Source organism: Paraburkholderia sp. UYCP14C, assembly GCF_004197395.1.
Lineage (GTDB): Bacteria > Pseudomonadota > Gammaproteobacteria > Burkholderiales > Burkholderiaceae > Paraburkholderia.
Genome location: NZ_SELS01000001.1, coordinates 91084 through 112963 on the forward strand (window position 1 = coordinate 91084; position 21880 = coordinate 112963).

Genomic DNA, 21880 nt, shown 5'->3' on the forward strand with positions numbered 1-21880 from the left:
ATCAGAGGTCGAGCACGAGCACGGGGGTTCGCGAGCGCGACACGCAGCAGCAGATCACGCTATTGCTCGCGCGCTCGGCCTTGCTCAGGCAGTGATCGCGATGCTCGGGCTCGCCGCTGACCACATCGACCATGCAGGTGCCGCACACGCCTTCGCCGCATGACGTGTCCACTTCGATGCCGATTGACGCGAGCGCATCGACGATCGACGTCTTCGCATCGACCCGCACCGTCTGACCGCTGCTCGCCAGTTGCACGTCGAAGCTGTCGAGTGACGTCTCGCCCGCGGGTGCCGGCTCCGCCTTGAAGCGTTCGAGATGAATCGACTCCGCGGGCAAGCGTTGCCCAGCGCTGGCGACGACGAGATCCATGAACGGCGACGGACCGCAGGTGTAGACATGCGCGTTCGCGCCTGCATCGCTCAGGCACGCATCGAGCGCGGGTTTCAGCGCGTCGGGCTCTACGCCGAAATGCAGCTTCACGTGCTGTGCGAACGGCTCGCGCGTGAGCAGCGTCATGAACGCCGCGTGCGCTTCGCTGCGGGCGAAGTAGTGCAGCGTGAAGCGCGCCTGCCGCGCGGCGAGCCGATAAGCCATCGACAGCAACGGCGTAATGCCGATGCCCGCGCCGATCAGGATGTGCTCGTCCGCGCTTTCTTCGAGGCGAAAAAGGTTGCGCGGAGCGCCGACCGACAGCTCGGTGCCGACGCTGACCTCTTCATGAAGCGAACGCGAGCCGCCGCGCGATTGCTCTTCCTTCTTCACCGCGAAGATCTGCGAGTCCAGACACTCGGGGTCGCCGCACAACGAATATTGCCGCGTGACGCCCGAAGGACTCGTGACGTCGATATGGGCACCCGGTTCGTAACGCTCGAACGGCAGCCCATCGAGCCGCGAAATGCTGAATGAGCGGACGCCGTGCGCTTCTTCGCACAACGCGTCGACGCGGACTTTCAGGGTTGAAGCTTGCATGATTGCCTTCCGATGTGTTGCTGGGGACGATATGCCAAGATTACCGTCACACATCGAATAAACAAAATAGATTAAAAAGCCTTTCCCGCATCAATCCCATTGATGTTACCGGCGAGCGGCGTTGCGGCTTCCGCCGTTGCTTGCGTCTGCCCGTTCATGCGCGCCTGCAGCGCCTCACGTTCGAGGCTCGCGCGATAGTGCCTGCAGCCGACGAACAGCAGCGCCACCGTCAGCGCGGTTGCGATCCCGTTGACGGCGCTCATCGAATGACCGACGGCGAGCGGCGAGCCGAATACCTTATCCGTGATCAGCGCGACCAAGGTGGTGCCGAGGCCCAGCCCGATCAGGTTCGACACGAGCAGAAACATCGCGGAAACCTGCGCGCGCATTTGATTCGGCGCGAGCGACTGCATCGCGGCTGCGGATGTCGCGAGCGGGAACGACGCGAAAAACATCGCGACGACGAACCACGCAAGCGATGCACCGACGCTCGTGCTGTGCGCAAACGCGACCGCCGGTACGAACATGCACGCCGCTCCAATGCACGCGGCACGCAACGGCGCATCGGCATGGCCGCGATGCAGCAGCCAGTCGCTGAGCCAGCCGCCGCCGAAGACCCCCGCCGTATTGGCGACGAGCAGCACCGCACCGAGCGTGTAACCGGCTTCGACCGGCGACAGCCCGAAGTGACGCATATAGAACGCGGGGCTCCAGCTCATCAGGCAGTACAGCGTCATCGCGTAGAACGAGAATCCGAGGTAGTGGCAGAAGAACGTCTTGCGATGCGCGCCGATGAAGCGCAGCGACTCCGCCATCGACACGCGTTTGACGTGGCCGCTGCGATCCTGCGCGAGACCTTTGCGCCCGGGGTCGCGTACCGTCAGCCGGAAGAGCAGCGCGATCAGCAGACCGGGCAAGCCGACGATCAGAAACGTGACCTGCCACGCGCGCACGTCGCCGACTACCGGCAATGTGAATGCGCTCGCATGCTTGAGCAAGGCGATCACATAACCGCCCAGCAGAAACGCCACCCCACCGCCAATGAACGAGCCGAGCGAATAGACGCCCACCGCGCGGCCCAGCCGCGATTTCGGAAAGAGGTCGGCGAGCATCGAATAGGCTCCGGGCGACAGCGCCGCTTCGCCGACCCCGACGCTCATCCGCGCAAAGAACATCTGCACGAAATTCTGGCTGATGCCGCACGCGGCTGTCGCGACGCTCCACAACGCGATGCCGCCGGCGATGATGCGCGGCCGCGGGAAGCGGTCTGCCAGATACGCGAGCGGCATGCCCATCACCGCATAAAACAGCGAAAAAGCGAAGCCTTGCAGCAGGCTGAACTGCGTATCGGTCAGTTGCAGATCGCGCTTGATCGGCTCGATCATCAGCGCAATCACCTGTCGATCGACGAACGAAAATATGTAAGCGAGCATGCAGATGATGACGACATACCACTCATAGGTATAGCGCTTACTTTCCGCGGGGGTTGTGCTCGGCGCGCTCATCGCGTGTCTCCGGTAAGGGCGTGGAAAAGCATTCGCGCAAGCGGTCGCTGCGCGAATGCTTTCGGGTTTAGCGGGGGAAAAACGCGTTGCAGTTACCGATGACGCGTTTCGTGCGTGAACTTCAGCGTCACGACGGTGATGAGACTGAGCGCGATCAGGAACACCGCCACCGGCCAGTAGGCCTGGTAGTGCGCGAGCAGCGCGGTGGCGATCAGCGGCGACAGGCCGCCCGCGAAGATCGACGCAACTTCGTGACCGAGCGCCACGCCGGAATAGCGGACCTCGGTGCTGAACAGTTCGCCGACGAGCGCGGGCAGCGTGCCGATCATCGCGCCGTGGCAGACCGCCGTGCCGAGCACGAGCGCGAGCCAGATCAGCGGCGTGGACTGCGTGTTCAGCAGCCAGAAGAACGGAAACGCCATCACCGCGAGCGACACCGCACCGATCATGTACACCGGCTTGCGCCCGATGCGGTCCGACAGCTTGCCCCACGCGAGCATCGCGCCCATTTCGACGACCATCGCGAGCATCACGCCCATCAGCATCACCGAATTCGAAATGCCGACGAACTTGCCGTACACCAGCGAGAACGCGAGAAAGATATAGGCGCCGCCGTTTTCCGCGACCCGCAGACCCATCGCCATCAAGATCTCTTTCGGATGACGCTTGATCGCTTCGAGCACCGGCATATGCGCGGTCTTGCCGGCCTTTTCCGCATTCTCGAAGTCGCGGCTTTCCGGCAGGTTGTGACGAATATAGACGCCGAGCGCAAAGATCAGAATGCTCGCGAGAAACGGCAGACGCCATCCCCACGAGATGAACTGATCGTGCGGCAGCGCCTGCACCGCGAGGAACGCACCCGCCGACAGCACGAAGCCGCCGCCCACGCCGAGCTGACTCCACGCCGCGAAATAGCCGCGCTTTTCGGGCGGAGCGTTCTCGCTGATCATCAGCACGCCACCGCCCCATTCGCCACCCGATGCGATGCCCTGCAGCAAGCGCAAGCCGGCGAGCGCCGCGGGGGCGGCCAGACCGATGTGATCATAGGTCGGCAACAGCCCGATGCCGAAGGTCGCAAAGCCCATGATCAGCAGCGTCCAGACGAGCGACGCGCGGCGTCCATAGCGGTCGCCGATATGCCCGAACACGATGCCGCCGAGCGGACGCGCGACGAAGCCGATCGCAAACGCGGCAAACGCGCCGATCGTGCCGATCAGCGGGTCCGCGTGCGCGGGGAAGAACAGTTGACCGAGCACGAGCGCGGCCGCGGTGCCGTACACGAAAAAGTCGTACCACTCCATCGCGTTGCCGGCCACCGACGCGATGATGATTTTCCTGAGCGCGCGGTCCGACTCTGCCGTGGCGCGCCCGGCCGTGATCGGGGATTGAACGGAAGACATGTCTGCTCGCCTCTGAAATGGGGGGATTGCGGCCTTTGAAAAAGGCTTCGCACGATGCAGTCAGTGTCAAGGCGACAGATAGCCGCGTCAAATTAGCCGAAAAACAGGACGGGTATCAGTGCAGCTAATATGCCCGGCGTGTGTGGGCACGTATGGGCGTGTTCAGCGCGCCGGCTGATGAAACATCGTATGGATGGTCTCGCGCAGCCACGCGATGCCGGGGTCCGCCGCGAACTGCGAGTGGGAATGCACCTGGATTTCGATCGGCGGCAGCGAAAACGGCAGCGGCAAAATCCGGAACGCCTTGCCGCGGTTGAAGCGCTTCGCGATGCTTTTCGGAAAGATCACGGCGAGATCGGTGTTCATCACGATCTCAGGCGCGACGACGAAATGCGGCAGCCGCAGCACGACGTCGCGCTTCAGGTTCAGCTCGTCGAGCCATTGCTCGACCATCCGATGCCCGGTGGCATTCGTGCTCGCGTAGACGTAGCGCAGCGCGGTCAGGTCGTCGCGGCTCGGCTTCGTCTTGCGCAGCGGATGGCCGGCGCGCACCACGCACACGTGCTCGTCGACGAATAGCGTCTGGCTCACGCAGCCCGAGTCGAGACCCGGCACATAACCGAGCGCGAGATCGATTTCGCCGGCGCGCATCGCCGCGCTGACCGACTCGACCGGCACATTGGCGACCTCGATGCGGATACCCCGCGCCTCGCGATCGAGCAGCGCGACGAGCGGCGGCAAGAAGTAGAACTCCGACATGTCCGACATCGACACGCGAAACACGCGCCGAGCGGTCGACGGCTCGAACTTCGCCAACTGCTGCACGGCTTCGTTGATGATCGCGAACGCCTGCGCGAGCGGCGGATAGAGGCGGTAGGCGGCATCGGTGGGGACCATGCCGCCGGGCGTGCGCGTGAACAGCGGGTCTTCGAACAAAGTGCGCAGACGGCGCAGCGCATGACTGACCGCCGGTTGCGTGAGACCGAGCCGATCGCCGGCCGCCGTCAGACTGCGCAGGTCCCAGATCGCGAGGAACACGCGCAGAAGATTCAGATCGGCGATGCCGGGATTCAGCTTGTTCATGCGCAGCTCTCGCAAACGAAGGCATGTCGCTGGCCGCGCGACGCGCGGTCAAGATGCGGCGAGGTTACCGTAGATGCTGCGCATTGCAAAATGCGGCGTCGCCCCGCTGTATGGCGGCAGCGCGTGGAAGTCGCGGCGCATCGCATCGCGCACCGGCGACGCGAGCGCATCGGTGAGCGCGCGCGGATCGTCGAACACGACCTTGTTGCGTTGCATCGCGCTCGCGTGCGCAAACGGCAAGCCGCTGCGGCTGTCGATGCGCGTGTAGATCTCCAGTTCGCGCAGCGCCGGCAATTGCAGCATCAACGGCGGATGATGCGCGAGATAGTGTGTGAGCCATGCGTTGAAGTCTTGCGCGACGCCTTCGTAGGCGACCAGATAGGTGCAGCGTCGCGCGCTGTCATCCGCCGACGCAGCCTGCGGTGGCGCGAACGTGCGCACGGCCATCACCTGCTGTGCAAACGTGCGCGGGCTCGTTGCTGCCCCGCTGCTCGCCGCGTGCAACGCACGCACTATCGCGCCGTCGGGTTCGAGTGCGGCTTCGAGCGGCGCGAGTTCGTCGAAGTACCACTGCAGCACGCACGACGGCGCATCCGCTGCCGGCGCGAGACGCGCATCGACCTGTCCGGCGACCGGCTCGTGCACGATCAGCTTGCGCAGCCCGACGACCTGCGTCGCGGCCCGCAGCAACGCGGGGGTGTCCGTCAGCGGCTGACGCGTATCGCTCGTGCGGATCAGAAAGAGGCAGACCTGCATCGTCACGCCGCCTCGCAAGCAGCGACGCCGGCACGCACAAGCCGGTGGAACTGCCTGCCGAAGTAGACGAGGCCGTCGCCGTCGTCGCGCGTCGCGATACGCACGATCCGCACGAACATCACCGAGTGCGAGCCCACCGTCTTGCTGTCGACGATCTGTCCTTCGAGGCTCGCGAGCGCGTCGCCGAGCACCGGAGCGCCGAGCGCTCCCGGCTGCCACGTGCACTGATCGAAACGCGCGTCCATCGAGCAACCCGTCATGCCGGCGAACACGCGCGCCAGCTCCTGGCAGTGCGCGCCGAGGATGTTGATGCAGACGTTCGCATTGTCGTGCAGCACGTCATGCACATAGCTCGATTGATTGATGCACACCAGCATGGTCGGCGGGCTATCGGTCACCGAACAGACCGCGCTCGCGGTGATGCCGCAGCGCCCGCGCGGACCATCGGTCGTGATGATGTTGACGGCCGCGCCGAGGCAAGCCATCGCGTTGCGGAAGTGCGTGCGGGTTTCGTCGTGCGTCATGACAGTGGCTCCTTCGTCGCTCAGGGATAGGGCGTGACCGGCGGGATGCCGACGAACAGCGCGCCCGACGCGTCGTAGGTGCCTTCGCCGAGAAACGCATGCTGCGTGACGACGATCGAATCGCGCACCATCCGCTGCATGCGGCTCTCGCGATAGATCGCGCCGATACCCGCCATCTTGTACGCCTGCATGACCACCTCGGCGCACGTGTGCGCGGCATGCGTGGCCGAGAGGCGCAGCAGATTGGCTTCGCTGGGTGACACGGGGTCGCCCGCCAGGACCGTGTGCCACGACGTCTGCGCCGACTCGAAGAAAAACGCGCGCGAGCTGCGCAGATTCGCTTCGGCCTGCGCGAGGCCCGAGCGATAGTACGCGCGGTCGGCAAGACGCGGCGCGCCGGTCGTCGTTTTGGTCACGCCGGACATGCCGGCCAGCAGGTCGAGCGCCGCGCGCGCGAGCCCGAGGTTCACCGCCGCATGCACCTGCGCCTGATAGGCGACCGCGGGGTAGCGGTAGAGCGGCTCGTCGATCAGCGGCACACCGCCGCGCACGAAGGTCCATTGCTCGTCGACGAACTTGTTCTTCAGGCGCAGATCGTGGCTGCCGGTGCCTTGCATGCCGACCACGTTCCAGTTGTCGACGATCTCGACTTCGCTCGCCGGAAACACGGCCGTGAACGGCTTGCCCGCGTTCGCGTCGCCGACCTTGCCCGGCGCGCCACCGATGCCGACGCCGATCCAGTCCGCGCCCTTGCAGCCGCTGGCGAAGCGCCATCCACCCGACACCACGTAGCCGCCGGGCGCGCGCTCGGCCGGCTGCAGCGGATACAGGCCGCCCGCGAAAACCTGGTCCGGACCCGACGCGTAGATACGAGCCTGGGTCTCGACCGGCAGCGACGCAAGGTACGTGTTCGCGGAGCCGAAGGCGGCGACCCATGCTGTCGAACCATCGGCGATCGCGATGCGTTCGAGCATCGCCAGAAACTGCGGCGGCGGCAGCGCGTCGCCGCCGAAGCGTTTCGGCGTGCTCGCGCGGAAGATGCCCGCGCGCTTCATCTTCGCGATCATGTCGCGCGGGACGTGAGAAACCGCATCGAACTCGTCGCGGCGACGTTCGACTTCGATAATCAGCTCATCGAGCGACAGCGGGCCCGTGTATTCGGGGTAGTCGGCCTGCGTATCGATGATGCGTGCGTCGGCGGTGCAAGCGCGGGCGCTGGCGGAATGAACGGCGGGCATGCGCGTTACCTCTTGATCCAGTGATGTGAACGATGTCATTCGGCTTCCTGATGCGCTTGGATGCGCATCGCTTTCGGATAGGTCTCCCGGGCGAGCAGCGTGGCGACAACGGTGATCAGGCCGAGCACGCCGAGATACAACGCGACCGGCGTCGCGCTGCGATAGTGCGCGAGCAGCGCGGTGGCGATCATCGGCGACAGGCCGCCGCCGAGCACCGAGGAGATTTCGCGTCCGATGCCAAGCCCCGAGAAGCGCAGATGCACCGGCAACAGTTCGCTGATGAACGCGGGCTGCGCGCCTTCGAGGATGCCGAGCGTGACGCTGTTCGCCAGCACGAGGGCCGTGATGACCTTCCAGTATTCGCCGGAGCCGAGCAGCGCGAAGTACGGCCATGCAACGAGCACCATCGCGATCGCGCCGGCGAGATACACGGGCTTGCGGCCGACCTTGTCGGTCAGGTAGCCGAAGAACAGCGAGAACGGAATCATCAGCAGCATCGAAAGCGTCAGGCCGCCGAGGATCCAGCTCGATTTGATGCCGAGAAACTGGCCATACGCGATCGAGAACGCGAAGAAGATGTACGACGCACCGCCTTCGCCGAAGCGCAGACCGAAGATCGTCAGCACTTCGCGAGGGCATTGCCGCAACACTTCGATCACCGGCATGCGGCTGTCGTGACGCTTTGCCTTCGCTCGAGCGAACGCGGCGCTTTCGCCGACCGAGCGGCGCATCCACAAGCCCAGTGCGACGAGCGCGGCGCTGCAGAGGAACGGAATGCGCCAGCCCCAGCTCAGGAAATCGGCAGACGACAGGTTCTGCACCAGCAGGAACGCGCCGGTCGACAGCACGAAGCCGAGCGCCGCGCCGCACGGACTCCATGCGGCGAGCGCGCCGCGCTTCGATTGCGGCGCGTTCTCGTGGATCAGCAGGATGCTGCCGCTCCATTCGCCGCCCGCGGCAAGCCCCTGCACGATGCGCAGACACACGAGCAGCGCCGGCGCCGCGAGGCCGATCTGCTGATAGGTAGGCAGCACGCCCATCAGCATCGTCGCCGAGCCCATCGCGAACAGCGTCAGAATCGTCACGAGCTTGCGCCCGTAGCGGTCGCCGAGATGGCCGCACAAAACGCCGCCGATCGGCCGCGCGATGAAACCGACCGTGAAGCCGCCGAACGCGGCGATGGTGCCGGTGAGCGGATCGCTGCCGACGGGGAAGAACAGCTTGCCGAATACCAGCGCCGCGGCTGTTCCATACAGGAAGAAGTCATACCATTCGAGGATTTGACCGAGCACGGCGGTGGTAACCGCACGTCGTACGCCGCTCGTCACGGCGGCGGGTCGGCGTGATGCGAGCGGAGCGCTCAGATCGGAATTCACGGCGTCAGAGTTCATGGCTCAGGGAGAACGAAGATTGAGGTTCCCGCATCACGATGGTTCTGCGCAGCGGGGCGAATCACTTCCGGACGACATGGCTGCACAATATGAGCCGCAGTAAACGCGGTCAAATTCGGGCCAAAAATGGTCGATATGAATGGCGTGCATGGGCGAAGCCCGGGTCGGGCGACGCGTGAACGGTGAGGAGTTCCAGGAGGTGACGTTACGGTGAGGAGTTCCAGGAGGTGCCGCCACGGTGAGAATTTACGGGAGCAGTCGGCGGGATCCGCGACGGTTCACTGGATACGCGTCGGAACGGCGATAGGAAGGCAGTGCGTCGAAGCACGCAGCAGGTGCTTCGTTGGCTTCAGCGTTGTGGGGAACAACGACGTCTAGCAGGAGCCAACGCGGAGCGCGTCGGCATCCAGTACGCGAAAAATGCGCTGGAATGCAGGGCTGAAACTTGAAGCGAGCCTGCTAAGGTGAGGTCTTCCAGGATGGTGAGGATTTCCAGGAGTCAGGATAACGACGCGGTGCGCCAAGGTGAGGAGTTGCAGGAGATCGGCACCGCATCCGAGGCCCCGAGTTCGCGGCAATCGGTCGATTCGGGTGAAACGGGGGCCTTTGGCTCCCGAAAAGCTTCACCTTAGAACCATCGCCCCCATTGCTTGTGACTCCGTCAGAACTTCACCTTTACCTGAAATCCAATCGTAAAGGGCAGATTGTCCGAAGGGATCGGCGGAACGATGATGAAGTTCGCGCCGACGCGCTTGTAGTCGACCATCACGATCGGCGCGACCACCGGGCCAATCGTGTGGTTTTTGCCAAGTCCCCAGTTGCCGTAGTTGTAGCCGGAGATGATCCCGCCGATCGCCGCGAGCCGCACGATACCCCAATGCGCGAACTCCGGCGCCCACACGCCGCCGCCGTAGTAGGACGGCCGACGCAGCGAGTTGCGAAAGCCGCCGGCCGTCAGCGCCCACTGGTTGTTCAGCCAGCATTCCACGCCAAGCCCGGGATTGAACTGCTCGAAGTGCGTATCGGGATCAGGATTGATGTGATAGGAGCCGAGCATCGCGTCGACCCAGACACCGCCGTCACACCAGCTCGCGTGTGCCGTGGAGACCGCCGCGAAGCTGGCGAAAAGCGCCACCGCGGCGCGCCGGATATTCTTGTTCGTCTGCCTGAAGTGCATTTCTTCTCCGTCACCGGTCGAGCGCCGGTGTCATGGTGTTCTGGCGATCCGCGTGCCGCCCGTCGCGCACTGTACCTGAAGCCGCGCGGTCGATGTTGAGGACTCGCTCGGCCGGCCGGGCACGCGACGTGCCCCCGCAGCCGGAACCGCCACGATAACGGAGAACCGATGGCGCCGTGATGAACAGGCGGTGAAGAAGTTCGCGGCGCGCAGCGGGCGCACCGTCGGAGATGAACGAGGCAGGAACGTTTACAGACCGAGATCGGAGAGGCCGGCGTGATCGTCGGGCCGGCGGCCGAGCGGCCAGCGATACAGGCGGTCGGCTTCGCGGATCGGCAGATCATTGATGCTCGCGTGACGGTGCGCCATCAGACCGTGCTCGTTGAACTCCCAGTTTTCGTTGCCGTACGAGCGGAACCAGTTGTTCGAATCGTCGTGCCATTCATACGCGAAGCGCACCGCGATACGGTTCTCGGTGAACGCCCACAGCTCCTTGATCAACCGATAGTCGAGCTCCTTCGCCCACTTGCGACGCAGCAGGCCGACGATCTCCGCGCGACCATGCACGAACTCGGCGCGGTTGCGCCACACGCTATCGGTCGTGTACGCGAGCGATACGCGCTCAGGATCGCGCGTGTTCCACGCGTCTTCCGCGGCGCGCACTTTCTGGATCGCGGTCTCGCGGGTGAATGGGGGCAGCGGCGGGCGGGTTTCGATCGTATCGGCCATGATGGCTCCTCAGTCAGGTTGTGGTGCGCCGGGATGGCGGCCGTTTGGTTGCGGCGCGCGGCGTCTCGGTGTTGGCGCAAGCGTGCGCGGATTTCGCTGCGGACTGTGTTGCGGGCGTCGCTGCCGCATCGAGCAGAATCTTGCCGACCGTCTGCGCGTCGAGCGCCGCATCGGCTTCGCCGCTCACCAGCGCCACCGCGATCGCGCCGTCGAGCAGCACGAGCCATTGCCGTGCGAGCGGCGCCGCGCGACGCGCATCGATTTGCGCTTCCGCCACGAACGCGTCGCATTCGGCGCGCACGAAATCGAGCAGCCGTGCCTTGTGTTTGCGCGCGACGACGCGGATCGGATCGTCGACGGATTCGATTTCGCCGGCCGCGTTCAGAAACGCGCAGCCATGAAAATCCGCCGATGCGAACCACTCGCGCAGCACGTCGAACATGCCGAGCAGGCGCTTACGCGCGCTCTTGCCGCACCGTTGCGTGCCCGCGATAAACCAGTTCATCCAGCGCTCGTCGCGCCGTTCGAGTGCGGCCGCGACCAGCGCATCTTTCGATTCGAAATGCGTGTAGAAGCTTTTGCGCGCGGTGCCGGACTGCCGCACGATCGCATCGACGCCGGTTGCATGGATGCCGCCAGCGTAAATGAGCGCCTCGGCGGCATCGAGCAAGCGCTCGCGCGCCGAGCCGGGCTGGGCCGCATCGTTCGGGATAGTCGGATTCGTTTCGGATGTCATGTACGTAAGGTAGAACGATCATTCTCCTTCGTCAAGTTTTTCTTCGAGCTTCGGCGCTGTGAGTACGCTTGCTGCTATCTTGTTGGAGATCGCTTGACCACCGCTCAACCGGAATTGCTTCGATGAATCCATCCTCCGTTCGCACCGCGTGGCTACGCGCACTGCTCGGCGCAACGCTCTTGGGCGCGATGGCCTGCACGCCGATCCAGGTGCTTACGCATTCGGTCAGTCAGAACGAAGCGCGCGTGCCGCCGGGTCGCTACGACATCGACCAGGACCATACGAGCATCACGTTCGATATCGACCACTTCAAATACACGCGCTTTACGATGCGTTTCGATCGCAAGCAGGGGGAACTCGACTGGAACGAAGGCGGCCTCGAGCGCAGCACCGCGTCGGTCGCGATCGACGCCGCGAGCATCGACACGAACGTGCCGCTGCTCGACAAGATGGTGAAAAGCGACAGCATGCTCGACGTCGAGCGCTATGCGCAGATCCGCTTCGCGAGCACGCGTTTCGAGCGCACCGGCGAAGCGCGCGGCACGCTGAGCGGCGATCTGACGATCCGCGGCGTCACGCAGCCGGTCACGCTCGACGTCACGTTCAACGGCTTCGCGCCCGATCCGCTGACGAAGAAAGACACGCTCGGCTTTTCCGCGGACGGTCATTTCAGCCGCGCGAAGTTCGGTCTGACGACCTGGTATCCGGCCGTCGGCGACGATATTCACGTGCGTATTCAGGCCGAGTTCGTAAAAGCGCCCGCAGGCGCGTGAGCGCGCTGCGGGCGTTGGCAAATCGAACTACGCCTTGCTAATTCAGGCAGCGGTCCAGTCGAGAATCACTTTGCCGCTCTCGCCGGAGAGCATCGTCGCGAAGGCTTCCTGATAGTCGTCGACCTTGAAATGGTGCGTGAGGATCGGCGACAGATCGAGGCCGCTTTGCAGCATCGCGACCATCTTGTACCAGGTCTCGAACATCTCCCGCCCGTAAATGCCCTTGATTTCGAGGCCTTTGAAGATCACCTGGGTCCAGTCGATTGCGGTCTGCGCGGGCGGAATGCCGAGCAACGCGATCTTGCCGCCGTGGTTCATCGCTTCGAGCATGCCCGTAAATGCGCTGGGCACGCCCGACATTTCGAGGCCGACGTCGAAGCCCTCGGCCATGTGCAGATCGTGCATCACGTCTTGCAACGATTCGCGCGACACGTTTACCGCACGCGTCGCGCCCATCTTGCGCGCGAGTTCGAGGCGATAGTCGTTGACGTCGGTGATCACGACGTTGCGCGCGCCGACGTGCTTCGCGATCGCGACCGCCATGATGCCGATCGGCCCCGCACCGGTAATCAGCACGTCCTCGCCAACGAGGTTGAACGACAGCGCCGTATGCGTCGCGTTGCCGAACGGATCGAAGATCGCGGCGAGGTCGTCGGAGATTTCGGGCGGAATCTTGAATGCGTTGAAGGCCGGAATCACCAGATATTCGGCGAACGCGCCCTCGCGATTCACGCCGACGCCGATCGTGTTGCGGCACAAATGCCGGCGCCCGGCGCGACAGTTGCGACAAAAACCGCAGGTGATGTGTCCTTCGCCCGACACACGATCGCCGATCGCAAAGCCGCGCACTTCCTGACCCATCTCGACGATTTCGCCGACGTATTCATGGCCGACGTGCATCGGCACCGGAATCGTCTTCTGCGCCCAGTCGTCCCACTTCCAGATATGAATGTCGGTGCCGCAAATCGCGGTGCGCGTGATGCGGATCATCACGTCGTTATGGCCGACTTCAGGCTTCTTCACGTCGGTCAGCGTGAGGCCCGGTCCGCGTTCGAGTTTTGCTAGTGCTTTCATCTGCTTCTCCGTTCCAATTGCGCTGCGCTCACGCGGGGATCACGCCGAGCTCGCGACCGACGCACGCGAACGCCTCGACGGCGCGATCGATCTGTTCGGGCGTATGCGCGGCGCTCATCTGCGTGCGGATGCGCGCGCGGCCGCGCGGCACGACCGGAAACGAAAAACCGATCACGTAGACGCCTTCCTTCAGCAGCGCATCGGCCATCTTTCCCGCGAGTTGCGCGTCGCCGAGCATCACCGGAATGATCGGATGTTCGCCCGGCACCAGCGTGAAGCCAAGCGCGCTCATCGCGCGGCGGAAATGCGCGCCGTTTTCGCGCACGCGTGCGCGCAACTGCGCGCCTTCGTCGCTGGCGAGCAATTCGAGTACCTTCAGCGACGCCGCGGCGATGCTCGGCGTCAGCGTGTTCGAAAACAGATACGGACGCGAGCGCTGGCGCAGCAGTTCGACGACTTCCTTGCGCGCGGCGACGTAACCGCCCGATGCGCCGCCGAGCGCCTTGCCGAGCGTGCCGGTAATGATGTCGACGCGCGCCATCACACCGCAATGCTCGGGTGTGCCGCGACCGTGTTCGCCGATGAAGCCGACCGCGTGCGAGTCGTCGACCATCACCAATGCGTCGTACCTGTCGGCCAGATCGCAGATGCCGGCAAGGTTCGCGATGATGCCATCCATCGAGAATACGCCGTCGGTCGCGATCAGTTTGAAACGCGCGCCGGCCGCATCGGCTTCCTGCAGACGCGCCTCGAGATCGGCGAGGTCGTTGTTCTTGTAGCGAAAGCGCTTCGCCTTCGACAGCCGCACGCCGTCGATGATGCTCGCGTGATTGAGCTCGTCGCTGATGATCGCGTCGTTTTCGTCGAGCAGCGTTTCGAACAGGCCGCCGTTCGCGTCGAAGCAGCTCGAGTAGAGAATGCAGTCGTCGGTTTGCAGGAACCCGGCGAGCGCCGCTTCGAGTTGCTTGTGCACGGTTTGCGTACCGCAGATGAAGCGCACCGACGCCATGCCGAAGCCGTCGTTGTCAAGCCCCTGCTTGGCGGCTTCGATCAGGCGCGCGTCGTCGGCGAGGCCGAGATAGTTGTTCGCGCAGAAGTTCAGCACATCGCTGCCGTCGGCAAGACGCACGTCGGCCGACTGCGGACTCGCGATCACGCGCTCGCTCTTGTAGAAGCCGTCGGCGCGGATCTGGTCGAGGGTGCCGCGCAGATGGGCAAGGTATTGGTCACGCATGAACGGGACTCCTGAGGGTGATGGCGCCCGCGTTCGCATGGGCGGAGAAAGGGCGGCCTGTTATAGTCGGCTGTCAGCTTTATCGGATATTTTCGTTTTTTCGAACTAAAATCCGGTATATCGAACAACTCTAAACGATGGGTCAGGAAATGGCAAGTTCGGGTACACGCCGCGCCGCGGCCACTGCGGCGCCCACCTCCGCTAGCGCGGCATTACCGCCGAACGCGGCGATTGCTGCGCCGCCGCGCGTCGGCGAGCAGATTCAACGACTGCGCGCCGAGCGGCGCATGACGCTCGACGATCTGTCCCGGGCGGCCGGCGTGTCGAAATCGATGCTGTCGGAAATCGAGCGCGACAAGGCCAATCCGACGATCGCGGTTGCGTGGCGGCTGACCAACGCGCTCGGCGTGAGCCTCGATTCGCTGTTTGCGCCGCCGAAGTCGCCTGAGGCGATCGCCGTTTCCGGCCCGCACGATATTCCTACGCTAAGCGGTCATGACGCGAAATACCAGTTGCGTGTGTGGGGACCGATCGAACTGGCCGGCAAGTTCGAGTGGTACGAGCTGACGCTGCAGCCAGGCGGGGCGCTGGTGTCGAACGCGCACGAGCCAGGCACGCGCGAGCATCTGACCGTGCTGCACGGCTCGATCGAAATCGAGGCAGCCGGCGCGACGAAGCGGCTCAAGGTCGCGGACACCGCGCGCTACGTCGCGGACGAACCGCATGCGATCCGCAACGTCGGCAAGGGCGAGGCGAAAGCGCTGCTGGTCGTGATTCACGGCTAGAGCGCCGGCTGGCGGGGCGTTGGCGCGCTTTTGCCGCGTTGTTCGCCACGCCTAGGCCGTTCGGCCAGGTTGCGCCTGATACTGTATGTTTGTACAGTATCAGGTGTCGATTGGAGCCGAGAATGAATAACCTGAAAGCCGACCCTACCGATCAAACTCTCGCCGCGCTGCGCTATCAGACCGCCGCGCGCGATCTCGAACATATCGTGTGCAGTATCGCCGGGCGTTACATCGCCAAGCAGGTGCCGCTCACATGGCGTCTGCTTCATGCCATCGAAGCCGAAGCGCTAGCCGATCTCGGTTTTGCCAGCCGGCACGACGCATTGATGCTCGGGCTATTCCAGCGCCCGTCCGATCTGCCTTATCCCGAAACCGATGACGGCGTGGATTTCGGCGCATCCAATGCGTTGCCCGCCGTGTTTGCGTTTGCCGTCAATGCGTACGAGGAAGCCGCGCGGCAAGCGGCGCGCCGGGCGGCACTGCCACGAGCGGTCGATGCGCCTTTGAAGCGCGCCCGGGCGTGGGGCGGCTGATGGCGGCAACCACGTGCGGATGGATCGGCTCCTCATCTGTTCCTTGGGGGCACCTACAATATCCCGACCGAACGGTGCAACTAACCGAAGGAATGCTCATGTCACCTCCCCATCTGTCCGACCCCGTTCCACGTCCCGCGCCCTCTACCGATCTGTTCGATCAGCAACGCGAAGATTGGCGTCGCGACCCGCAGGTCGCGTTCGACGCGTGGCTCGCGAAGCAGCATTTCCGTCGCTCTTCGGCGTTGGTCTATCAGGCGCAGTGGGGGCAGTTTCTCGATTGGCTCGGTGCGCGGCAACAAAGCCTCGCGACGGTCGACACGCCCGCGATCGCCGAATTCGTTGCCGGCCTCGAGATCCGTAAAACGCAACGGATCCGCTATCTAAGGCTCATCGAGCGTGTGCTCGATCACGTGCGCGAGATCGAATCGGCGTCGACCAACCCGGCTCGTTTCATCGCTCAGGATGGAGAGGCCGCGTGGCGCAATGCGCGCGACAATGAGCCGACCGGGTTTCTCACCCATGCGGAACGCACTGCTTTGGTCGCGCGCCTGTTCGCGCCGTTGCCGGCGTTGTCGACCGCGCAGCGCTGGAGAGAGCGACGCGATCGCGCGTTGATCGCCGTGTTTCTGGGTGGAGGATTGAAGACCGGCGAAGCTGGAGCGCTTACGGTTAGTTGCGTGAGGGAGGGCTCGCCATGGGTCACGATCGAGTCCGCCAATCCGATGCTGACGCGGCGCACGCGGCTCGCACCGTTCGCAACGGCAATTCTTGATGCGTGGCTCGCCGAACGTCGGCTGACGGAGCTGGCCGGCAACCTCGTGTTTCCCGCGTCACCGTCCGGCAGGCCGATGCACAAGGCCACGATGCTCCGCGCGGTGGATGCGCTCGTCGAGGCAGCGGGAATTGCCGCGTCACGTCAATCGCGCGCGAGTCCGCAGACCTTGCGCAACACCTTTGCGGCGGACCTTTTCGAAAGCGGGGTGGAGGCGGAACAGGTCGGTCAATGGCTCGGCTTCGTGCAGGCGGTGTCTTCGAACCGGCTATATCGCGCGTGGCAAACGTGGATCGATCAGCAGGATGCGCCCGTAACGGAGGAGCCGGATCCGGCGGCGGCGCCATTGGCCGAGCCCCGGCGTGACGGGCGTTTGACGAGGAAAACGGGAGCCGGCGAGCCCTGAAGATCCTCACCGTCGGGGTCCCGAATTTCCTCACCTTTGGTGTTTTTTCCGTTGGGTTGGCCGCTCGTGGTTAACGCATCGTGTCGACGGAGCGGGACGACGGCGCGGTGGACGGGTCATTCGACAGAAACTGGTTCACCGCCGCGAGCCTCGATTCGCCGAGGCCGGAAGAGTGCTCGCATTCCGGGCAAAGCAGTTCGAAACGGTGATCGACCTGCGACAGCTCCGGTTCACCTTCCTCGCATTTCGGACAGCGCGCGGGCAGCGTCACATGGCCATCGGCCGCGGTGCCGATCATGCCCAACTCTTCGCTCGTGAGTCGCCCCTCACTGACCAGCGAGCACAGCAGCACGGCGATGGCCGGATCGATGCCCTGCTGGCCACGCAGCGCGGCGAGTTCCTTCGTCAACGCGTCGACTTCGTCCGACTGCTCGCGAAGCTGCGAGTCGAGCCGGTCGGCGCGCGCCTTGGCGGCGGCAATCTGCTGAATGAACTCGAATTCCTTGCGGCTCGCATCCCGCACGCCGGACTGATACGTCGCGGCCATGCTACGCAGCGAGTCGAGTTCGACCAGCATCGGCTTGACCCGCCGCTCCGCTTCGGCCACCGCATCCTTGATCTGCTGTGCATAGTGCTCGGTGCTTTGCCGCAATTCGACATGCAAAGCGTCGATCCGGTCGCGCAACGCCGCATTGGTGGTCTGTTCGTTTTCGAGCCGTTGCCGCAGCGCCTCGTTTTCCTGGTCGAGCCGGCGGGTGGTTGCCTGCATGCCTTCGAGGTGAACGCTGCCGTGCGTAGTCGCGCTCGATAGCTGGGTTTCAAGCGCGCGAACCCGCTCCCACGCGGCTTCAGTGCGCGCTTCGCTGCGCCTGATCGCGTCGTCGGCCGCATCCCGACGAATTTCCGCGTCGCGTACGCGCAGGTCGGCGGCACTGATCTGCGCGCGGATTTCTTCACGTTCGCCGTCGAGCGATGCTTTGGCCTGAGCGACCGCTTCTTCGAATAGCGCGCCGAGCAGTTCGCCGGCGCGATCCTCAAGTGCCTTCGGTATCGCACCTGCTCCGACCTTGACGCGCGACACGTTGCGAATACGCTCCCAGAAATGATCGATGTCTTTAGGGATATCGCTCGCGCTGCCGGTCTGCGTGAGATCGCGCACTGCGGCCATCGATGGTCGGATGCCGAGATCGAAGAAGAGTCGCTTGCATGCATGCAGCGACAGATCCTGCCGGCGCACGCCTTGCGCGCGCATCGTTTCAAGCTCATTGCGAATGGCTTGCCGCTCCTGATCCAGATTCATATTGACCTCGATGTGGCTCGAATTGGATGGATCATAACAATTTACGTAGTGTTTGCTACCGATTTATCAGTGGCGAACGGATTGACGTATACAGACGGGCTTTAGCGAACAAATTGCGGTTGTAAACACGCGAGTGCCATTTTTCTTCCGTGAAACAAAACGAAGAATAGCTAATAAGCCATTGTATTAGAAGCGCTTTATTTGGTTTGCACATGATCGAACACTGTTTCACGATGGGTCGGCGATAGCTCTGGGTTGGATAGCCCGTGTTTCACGAGACTCGCGGGGTGTAAGGCTTGAGAGTAATAAAAGTAAACACCTTTGAACCCTTGTTAAAAACGTTAACGACTCGGCAAACCCTTATCTGGCGGGGCTTTCAGCCTGGCAAGGTGAAGCTTTGCGGGAGACTTGGTGAGACTCTGCGGGAAACTCGAGTGATGGGGTTCGGGGAGCTCGGTGAGCGGGTGCGGGACGCAACGTGAGCGGGTTCAGGAAAGGCTGTATACGTGGGGTTCGGGCAAAGGTGAGGTTTTGCGGGACTTCGCAGCCGCTAAACGCCCGACTGCCCTCGAAAGTACCTGGTCGGTTCGGTTTGCACCAAGGTGAGCGTTTTCAGGAGGTTCGCGAACGTGCTTTTTTGGGCATGTTTTAGGGCGGTTAACCGCTTTGGTGAGCCGAGGCGGGAGAAAACGTCAAACGAAGGTGAGATTTTTCGGGGCGTCGGGGCCCAATTTGCTTTCTTGTTGAGCATTCACACTGCTGAGGTGAGGTTTTACGGGAGCGAATGTGGATTGCGACGCCTTGATTGCCCGAACGACTCGCCAGCGGGAACCGCTCGCGACTGGAAAGGTGAGGGGATTCGGGGAACTGGCTCATGGGCCGGATCCGCAAGCTGGTTTGGCTGGCGATTCCGCAAAACGTGAGGCTTTTCGGGGGACTTTGGATAGCGTTCTATGCGCTAAGGTGAGGAAATTCGGGACCGAAACGGAGGCTGCGGGCCGGAAATGCCCGGCTGATGGCGAATTGCGAACGTCGGTATACCCAGTCTCTGGCTGTAAAGGTGAGGCTTTTCGGGAGATCCACGGCGAGGAAATGAAAAGTGCTGCGGTGCGAAAAACAGGCTTAAGGTGAGGTTTTACGGGGAGGTTCGACGTTCAAGCGTTAGACGGAATTGTTGCAAGTCATTGAAAACATGGACTTTGTTGTTGTCCGGTAGTAAAGGTGAGGGTTTTCAGGAGTTCTTTGGAGCGGGGCGCCGGGGGCTCCAGAAACCTCAAAGGTGAGGCTTTTCAGGGGATCGCATCGGGGAAATGCGGCACTGGTGCGGTATGAGCGCGTGTCGTCACGCACCGATCGGCGGAGCTATGGTGAGCTTTTTCGGGGGCATCGGAACGGTGAGGATTTGCCCGTGGCTCGATCTCCCCTTTGTGCGGGAGCTTCGGACGAAGCTCGAAGGCGAATTGCGCCGTCAGAACGAGCAGCCGGTGGGGAAACGGGAGACCGGTGGTTAGCGCCTGGCTCTATGTGGTTGATGAGGACCAAATCGTCCCCTCAGGCACTACGCCGGTGAGCGGAGCGACCGACAATCGATGCACTCATTGACCGGCCGGCAACGCGCCGATCGTCGCGCCGCGCCACGGGCCACACGACTGACCTGCTTTTGGCGTGATGCAAGCCGCGGGAGCTATCGGGCTTTGCCAATACGGTGCGGGCATTTCATCTATCGATCGAGGCTTTCCGTTGCCGGCAGCACGCGTGCATCGACGAAGCGGTTGCGAGGCCGCGCGACCAGGCCCTAATCCGATCCGGACACCGTCCGTTTGCGCGAGGTCTCGAAAACATCCGTGAAAATTTTTGAGGTGAGATGATTCGGGATCAAAGGCTCCCCGTTCCGGTATGCAAGCAAACCCACCTGATTCGCAAACGCCGCGACCGGCAAGGAGAGCCTGATCGTGGCGACACGCAGCCGAGGTGAGGGTTTTCGGGATTGGCTCGAGGTGAGTTGAGCCCCGTAAACTCGCTTCACCGGCAATGGTGAGATGGGCGCTATAGACGCGTATCACCACAGCCGGTATGCTCTCGCGAAATCCCCCTCCTCACCCCGACGCATGGCCACGAAGCGCGCGAAAAAGACCGATGTTGTCAGCCCGAGCTCGGCTGAGTTGCGCAAAGCCGTCGAGGCGATCGCGATCCAGCCGAAGAGCGGCAAGATCACGCTGCTCACGCGCAAGCTGTTTAACGTGTTGCTCGCGGTGGCCCAGCAAGCGGATGAGTCTGGCGACACCTACCGGGCGCTGCTGTCCGACATCGTCGCCAATTCCGCGTTCGATTCCAATGACACCGCGCTCGTCAAGGAGCACCTGCGCCGCATGGTGTCGGTGCAGGTCGAGTGGAGCACCGGCACGTCGAGTCAGAAGCCCGGCCGCAAATGGGGTATTTCGACGCTGATCGCGGACGCGGAAATTCTCGAAGATCCGACCACGCGTCGCGTCTGGGTCGAGTTTTCGTTTGCGCCGAAGATCAAGAAGAAGCTGCTCGATCCGGTTCAATATGCGCGTCTGAGTTTGCAGTTCCAGAGCCAGCTGCGCAGCAGCGCGGGCCTCGCGCTGTACGAGATCTGCGTGCGCTACCTGACCAACCCGAGCCATCTGACGATGCGCGAGACTTGGGAATGGTGGCGGCCGATCCTGTCTGGCACGCCGGACACCGAAGCCGGCGACGAAGCGAAGCGCGAGTACAAGTATTTCAAGCGCGATTACCTGCGCCCGGCCATCGCCGAGGTCAACGCGGTCACGAACATTTTCGTCGAACTCATCGAGCATCGTGAGGGTCGGCGCGTTGCCGAAATCCAGTTTCGCGTGACCGAGCGTAAGCAGCCGATGCTCGCGCTCGACGAACATCCGAACGTGTTCGATAGCACGCTGGTCGACCGGATGGTGAAGATCGGCATTCCGCTCAAGGAGGCACAGACGCTTTACGCGGACAGCGAGGAGAACCGGATCCGCGCCGCTTTGCAGATGACAGAGCAGCGGATGCGCAGCACGTCGCTACCGCCAGTGCGCAGCGCGCCGGCGCTGTTCAAGGATGCGCTGAAGAAAGGCTATGCGCCGCCGGTGGAGGCCCTGCCCGCGAGCGGTGTCGCCAGCAAGGCCGCGGCGTCGCCGGCCGACGATCTGAAGGCGCGTCTGCTCGGCGAATACTCGGCTTACCGTCGCAAGCAGGCCTACGAGTTGTACAACGAACAGGGCGACTCGGAGCGCGATATCGCGCGGCAGTCGTTCGAGGAAGAAGAATTGCCGGGGCTCGGCACGCACATGCGCGACGACTGGCGGCGTCGCGGGCTCGACTCGAAGATCGTCGAAACGGCGTTCTTCGACTGGCTCGCACGCAGGACCTGGGGCGAACCCACCGACGGCGATCTGCTCGCCTTTACGCTGAGCCAGTCGCGCGCGGCCTGATGGGTCAAATGATGGGCTTCAAAGTCGAGGCGG

The 21880-nt window shown here is 63.4% G+C and carries 19 protein-coding genes; 5 read left to right on the forward strand and 14 right to left on the reverse strand.

All coding sequences use genetic code 11. The features are described from left to right. Window position 1: 1 nt before the first annotated feature. The 11 genes from EVC45_RS00385 to EVC45_RS00435 form a co-directional block, all read right to left on the reverse strand. Window positions 2-970 carry a PDR/VanB family oxidoreductase gene (locus EVC45_RS00385; RefSeq protein WP_129956065.1) on the reverse strand — a complete coding sequence of 323 codons (969 nt, stop codon included), beginning with the start codon at window positions 968-970 and terminating at the stop codon, window positions 2-4. Between the two features lie 71 nt (window positions 971-1041). Then, window positions 1042-2475, reverse strand: a complete 1434-nt coding sequence (locus EVC45_RS00390) for an MFS transporter (protein WP_129956066.1) — start codon at window positions 2473-2475, stop codon at window positions 1042-1044. Between the two features lie 92 nt (window positions 2476-2567). After that, window positions 2568-3875 (reverse strand): MFS transporter, encoded by a 1308-nt coding sequence (locus tag EVC45_RS00395; RefSeq protein ID WP_129956067.1) that lies wholly within the window; start codon window positions 3873-3875, stop codon window positions 2568-2570. A gap of 162 nt (window positions 3876-4037) precedes the next feature. Further along, a complete protein-coding gene (locus tag EVC45_RS00400) occupies window positions 4038-4958 on the reverse strand; it encodes a LysR family transcriptional regulator (RefSeq protein WP_129956068.1) in 921 nt (306 codons plus the stop codon). 48 nt (window positions 4959-5006) lie between these two features. After that, on the reverse strand, window positions 5007-5714 hold the full coding sequence (locus EVC45_RS00405) for an EthD family reductase (protein ID WP_129956069.1): 708 nt from the start codon (window positions 5712-5714) through the stop codon (window positions 5007-5009). A 2-nt stretch (window positions 5715-5716) separates the two neighbouring features. Next, window positions 5717-6238 carry a flavin reductase gene (locus tag EVC45_RS00410; RefSeq protein ID WP_129956070.1) on the reverse strand — a complete coding sequence of 174 codons (522 nt, stop codon included), beginning with the start codon at window positions 6236-6238 and terminating at the stop codon, window positions 5717-5719. Between the two features lie 20 nt (window positions 6239-6258). Beyond that, window positions 6259-7476, reverse strand: coding sequence for an acyl-CoA dehydrogenase family protein (locus EVC45_RS00415; RefSeq protein WP_129956071.1), 1218 nt, complete (start codon window positions 7474-7476; stop codon window positions 6259-6261). 35 nt (window positions 7477-7511) lie between these two features. Beyond that, complete coding sequence (locus EVC45_RS00420; protein WP_129956072.1) at window positions 7512-8867, reverse strand: MFS transporter; 1356 nt, start codon at window positions 8865-8867, stop codon at window positions 7512-7514. A 661-nt stretch (window positions 8868-9528) separates the two neighbouring features. Beyond that, entirely contained in the window at window positions 9529-10044 is a 516-nt protein-coding gene (locus tag EVC45_RS00425) for a hypothetical protein (RefSeq protein WP_129956073.1), read from the reverse strand. A 249-nt stretch (window positions 10045-10293) separates the two neighbouring features. Next, on the reverse strand, window positions 10294-10773 hold the full coding sequence (locus EVC45_RS00430) for a nuclear transport factor 2 family protein (RefSeq protein WP_129956074.1): 480 nt from the start codon (window positions 10771-10773) through the stop codon (window positions 10294-10296). A 13-nt stretch (window positions 10774-10786) separates the two neighbouring features. Next, window positions 10787-11509 (reverse strand): TetR/AcrR family transcriptional regulator, encoded by a 723-nt coding sequence (locus EVC45_RS00435; RefSeq protein ID WP_129956075.1) that lies wholly within the window; start codon window positions 11507-11509, stop codon window positions 10787-10789. 122 nt (window positions 11510-11631) lie between these two features. Here EVC45_RS00435 and EVC45_RS00440 point away from each other — a divergent pair, with 122 nt between their 5' ends. After that, window positions 11632-12282 carry a YceI family protein gene (locus EVC45_RS00440; RefSeq protein WP_129956076.1) on the forward strand — a complete coding sequence of 217 codons (651 nt, stop codon included), beginning with the start codon at window positions 11632-11634 and terminating at the stop codon, window positions 12280-12282. 42 nt (window positions 12283-12324) lie between these two features. Here EVC45_RS00440 and tdh read toward each other — a convergent pair whose 3' ends face one another. Both tdh and EVC45_RS00450 read right to left on the reverse strand, forming a co-directional pair. Further along, window positions 12325-13356, reverse strand: a complete 1032-nt coding sequence (gene tdh / locus EVC45_RS00445; protein WP_129956077.1) for an L-threonine 3-dehydrogenase — start codon at window positions 13354-13356, stop codon at window positions 12325-12327. 28 nt (window positions 13357-13384) lie between these two features. Next, the gene (locus EVC45_RS00450) at window positions 13385-14590 is read right to left on the reverse strand and encodes a glycine C-acetyltransferase (RefSeq protein ID WP_129956078.1); all 1206 of its coding nucleotides are present in this window, start codon (window positions 14588-14590) and stop codon (window positions 13385-13387) included. A 137-nt stretch (window positions 14591-14727) separates the two neighbouring features. On the opposite strand from EVC45_RS00450, the gene EVC45_RS00455 reads away from it, so the two are divergent. The 3 genes from EVC45_RS00455 (at window position 14728) to EVC45_RS00465 (ending at window position 17089) form a co-directional block, all read left to right on the forward strand. After that, the gene (locus EVC45_RS00455) at window positions 14728-15375 is read left to right on the forward strand and encodes a helix-turn-helix domain-containing protein (RefSeq protein WP_129956079.1); all 648 of its coding nucleotides are present in this window, start codon (window positions 14728-14730) and stop codon (window positions 15373-15375) included. 122 nt (window positions 15376-15497) lie between these two features. Beyond that, window positions 15498-15908: a DUF2471 family protein gene (locus EVC45_RS00460; protein ID WP_129956080.1), complete on the forward strand. Its 411-nt coding sequence runs from the start codon at window positions 15498-15500 to the stop codon at window positions 15906-15908. A gap of 98 nt (window positions 15909-16006) precedes the next feature. Further along, window positions 16007-17089 (forward strand): tyrosine-type recombinase/integrase, encoded by a 1083-nt coding sequence (locus EVC45_RS00465; protein ID WP_129956081.1) that lies wholly within the window; start codon window positions 16007-16009, stop codon window positions 17087-17089. A 70-nt stretch (window positions 17090-17159) separates the two neighbouring features. Here EVC45_RS00465 and EVC45_RS00470 read toward each other — a convergent pair whose 3' ends face one another. Next, on the reverse strand, window positions 17160-18389 hold the full coding sequence (locus EVC45_RS00470; RefSeq protein WP_129956082.1) for a DNA-binding protein: 1230 nt from the start codon (window positions 18387-18389) through the stop codon (window positions 17160-17162). Window positions 18390-20497: 2108 nt separating this feature from the next. Between EVC45_RS00470 and EVC45_RS00475 the strand changes: the two genes are divergently transcribed. Next, entirely contained in the window at window positions 20498-21847 is a 1350-nt protein-coding gene (locus tag EVC45_RS00475; protein ID WP_129956083.1) for a replication initiation protein, read from the forward strand. The last annotated feature ends 33 nt before the right edge of the window (window positions 21848-21880 follow it).